General features: G+C 40.2%; 2 protein-coding genes. Both read left to right on the top strand.

What is annotated here, in order from left to right; genetic code table 11:
• Positions 1-164 precede the first annotated feature (164 nt).
• Positions 165-1160, top strand: coding sequence for an Rpn family recombination-promoting nuclease/putative transposase (locus HT711_RS10815; protein ID WP_173250145.1), 996 nt, complete (start codon positions 165-167; stop codon positions 1158-1160).
• 721 nt (positions 1161-1881) lie between these two features.
• Positions 1882-3965, top strand: a 2084-nt coding sequence (locus HT711_RS10810; protein WP_173250143.1) for a DUF1542 domain-containing protein, incomplete at its 3' end; no start/stop codon positions are given.

The raw sequence follows: 3965 nt of genomic DNA, 5'->3' as shown, positions 1-3965 counted from the left end.
CGTTGCTTTTTGGCTATTTGTTAAATGATGTTGTTATCGCGCAAGTGTTCCTTATTTCGTTTAAAATGATATAGTTTGAACTTTCTTTTCCGAATAAATAGATAGTAGCAGTAAATCTAGCAAACCTAGATTTAAAAATGTGGTATAATAAAAGGAGGAAAAGGATGATTCTCAGACATCCGGGCATCAGCCCAACCAATGACTTGGTAGCTAAGAAAATTTTCAGCAATCCAGAAATCACTTGTCAATTTATTCGCGATATGCTGGACTTGCCAGCAAAAAATGTGACGATTTTGGAGGGAAGCAATATTCATGTCTTGCCTTCCATGCCTTACTCAGCGCAGGATTTTTATACCAGTATAGACGTCTTGGCGGAGTTGGATAATGGAACCCAAGTAATCATTGAAATTCAGGTACATCATCAGAATTTTTTCATCAATCGCCTGTGGTCTTACCTTTGCAGTCAGGTCAATCAAAACCTAGAAAAAATTCGTCAACGAGAAGGTGATACTCATCAGAGCTATAAACACATCGCACCAGTATATGCTATCGCAATTGTGGACAGCAATTATTTCTCAGATGACTTGGCTTTTCATAGCTTTAGCATGCGAGAGGACACGACAGGTGAAGCCTTAACCATCACAAATAACGGACAAGAAAACCATCTGGTTAAGATGGCGTTCTTGGAATTAAAAAAATATAGAGAAACCAGCAAAGATAGTATTCGCAAACCATGGTTAGAGTTTTTCGGGAACAAACCCTTTACCCAACAACCAGAGCGAGCCATCAGCCAAGCAGACCAACTGCTGGACTACAAGAGCTGGTCCGAGGAGGACAGGAAGATGTTTAGTCAACTACGTATGCGCGAAGAACAAGCCTTGCTAGCGCAGGACTATGCCTTGGAACAAGCTGAAGAAAAAGGGTTGGAACGCGGTCGTGCAGAGGGGATTGAACAGGGACTGGAGCGTGGACTTGAACGTGGCCGTGCAGAAGGTATTGAAAAAGGGCGAGAAGAAGGCTTGGAGCGTGGGAAAGTTGAAGGAAGGGAAGAAGGGAAACTTTTTGCCTTCCTAGATATGGTTCGCCAAGGACTTCTGACTTCTGAGGTTGCGAGCGAGCAATTGGGCATGACCGTAGCTGAGTTTGAGGCATTGTTGTAAGAATAGCAATAATGGTCAAGCACGCCATCTGGTCAAGGTGTGCTTTTTGTACTAAAAGACAGGCAAGCGTTTTTGCTTTAGTCTCTTTATCCTTTATCTCTCCTTTGGATTCTATGGTATTTGCCCGAATTTTGGAGAGACTTTGGGTATGATTTTGCTATCGGCCTTTCTCTTTGCTTCTTTCCTATATTTATCTGGGCTTTTACGAGTCTGGCTATGGCTGATTTTTGTCATGGTTAGTCTACCTCTGCTACTCGACACAGCTGGGAGAGCCTACATCAAGTGATTTGGGATAGGAGTTATATCAAATAATATCTCAGGTTTTCTGATTTTTCGGAGAGCCTGTTTTTTTATTTGCTGAGTCTAGGATAGGTCTTTCTGGCGATGGATAGCAAGACGAACAGTTTCGTTTGAATGTCATATAAATTTAAAATTTCTGAAAATAATGAAAAATATACTAAATTTACAAATAAGGAGCCTCTAAATCCCTTAAAATAAGCAACATACATATATATATATATATATAATTATCGATTTTCTGAAACAAAGTGAGGTTGAAGGAAGGGGACTAAGTTGATATAATGAAGTGTTAGTAAACACTGGGCTTTTTGTCATTTGTTTAAGATGAAAAAAGGTCATGTTTTCCTGTTTTTATTGCGAGTTGATGCCTGCATGAACATGGCTAGAGGAGCAAAGACAGGGTAGAAAGAAAGGAAAAACTATGAAACAGTTTAAAATGAATGAGCGCCAACGCTTTTCTATACGCAAGTTTTCAATCGGAGCAGCCTCAGTCTTGCTAGGGTCTGTCTTTTTTGCGGCTAATCCAGCGACAGAAGTGCAGGCGGCAGAATCAAGTACAGAAGTGGTCGCTCAGGATAGGGATGTCAAGCCTGACAATTCATCTGCCCTAAGCTCATCAGAGACAAGCAGTCAAAATCCAAGCGTAGGACAAGCAGGAACTGAAGGAACAGAGAAAAAAGACCCAGGAGCTCCATCTAAAGATGGTGAAGGAAAAGCTAAATCAACAGTAGAGAATAAAGGTGACGAAAAAGTTGATGGTGTAGTTAAACCTGTATCTGGCGAATCATCTCCCGTGTCTGAGGCAGAAAAAGATAAAAAAGAAGCTCAACCAGAGTTGGAAGAGGAAACAGTATCCATAGGTCGCCGAAGCAAATCACCTCAATCTCAAGATAGAAGTGTAGAGAATCAGAAAGAGGAAAGTGTTGCAAGTAGTACAAGTTATATAAATGGTGAAGGAAGTTACTCTCTATCAGATGATATACACAAGCTTCTTCAAAATCTCAAGAACAGTGCTGGAAATCAAGAACAAGTCCAAAAACTCAATGAAGCATACGAAAAATTCAATGCAGCATTGGGAACATCGGAAACTGGACTTGTTGATCAGGAGATTTTTAATGCGGCACTTGAAGAGTATAGAAAGGCTAGTCAACTTCAGCAGGGAGAAGCGGCTAATTTAGATGGAAATCTAAGACATTCTAGGGAAACTTCAAGTTTGAGGGTGGGATTAGCTACTGGAAGAACCTCTGACCCTCAGTATTCTACTAAAAAAGTCGTACCAGTACTGACGGGTGAAGCGGTCGGGAATAATGTTCGATTGATAGCTGAGTCTCTAAGTGGTCGCACTATTACAAATATAGATGTGCAAGGACTAGATGGCTTGGGATTGACGAAGTCAAGTTTGAAAACTATAGGATCGAGGGGATATGTAGACTTAACAGGTCGTATTCCTGGAAATAAACATGGTTTATCTAATATCGTTGTCACAGCTACAGATAGCGCAGGTCATAGTGAACATACCACAGTCAGTATTGCTCGTCCTCTCCCTACCCCAAGATTTACAACAACTAGTCAAGATTTAGAAGGAAAATCTAATGAGAAACCAGTAGTTTCTGGTACTATTGGCACAAAGGCGGAGCCTAACAATCTTCCATCTGATGCTGAGTTAAAAGCTTATTTAGTAACCGGAGGACGGCAAAATCCTTATAGTTACTTACCAGAGGCAGATGGTTATCATGTTGTTGCGGAAGCCCCAGTAAAGACAGATGGGAGCTTTGATTTTGTTCCTCCTAAATATAGTGATCAAACAAAAGGAATAGGAACGGATAATCTTAGACTTGTAGTGGCGTATGTTCATAAGGGAACAAATACTACATATTACGAAGGATTGAAGACGGACTTTTCAGCAAATAGTATTAAGGCGACAGCGCCTGCACCGACGTTAGATAAGGATGGTGCTACGAAAGAGGTTAACAACGCCTTCACTGCTAAATCAGGTCAAATAGATAACGATAATGGTTTAACTAATGAAGAAAAATCTGAAGTAAAAGGTTTAGCAGAGACAGCTAAAAATAGTGCCATTACCAAAATAAATGATGCACAAACTGAAACGGATTTGAATAACGCTAAAACAGAAGGAGTTCGTAATATTCAGAATGTTGCTCTAACAGGAACAACTAAGAAAGCAAGTGCAATAGCTGCAATTGAAGCTAAAGTTACAGAAAAAACAAATCAGATTACACAAGATTCAAGTTTAACTGAGGACGAAAAAACAGCAGAGAAGAACCAAGTTACTCAAGAAGCAGGTAAAGCAAAAACTGCCATCAATCAAGCAACTACTAACGCTAATGTAGAGACAGAGAAAAACAAAGGTATCACAGCTATTGGAGCTGTAACAACAGCGAACAAGGCGAAAGCAAGCGCAATAGCTGCAATTGAAGCTAAAGTTACAGAAAAAACAAATCAGATTACACAAGATTCAAGTTTAACTGAGGACGAAAAAACAGC

Origin of the sequence: Streptococcus sp. 1032, assembly GCF_013277015.1 — a bacterium.
Taxonomy (GTDB): domain Bacteria; phylum Bacillota; class Bacilli; order Lactobacillales; family Streptococcaceae; genus Streptococcus.
The sequence above is the reverse complement of the archived record's forward strand: the minus strand, read 5'-3'. Positions and strand labels throughout refer to the sequence as shown.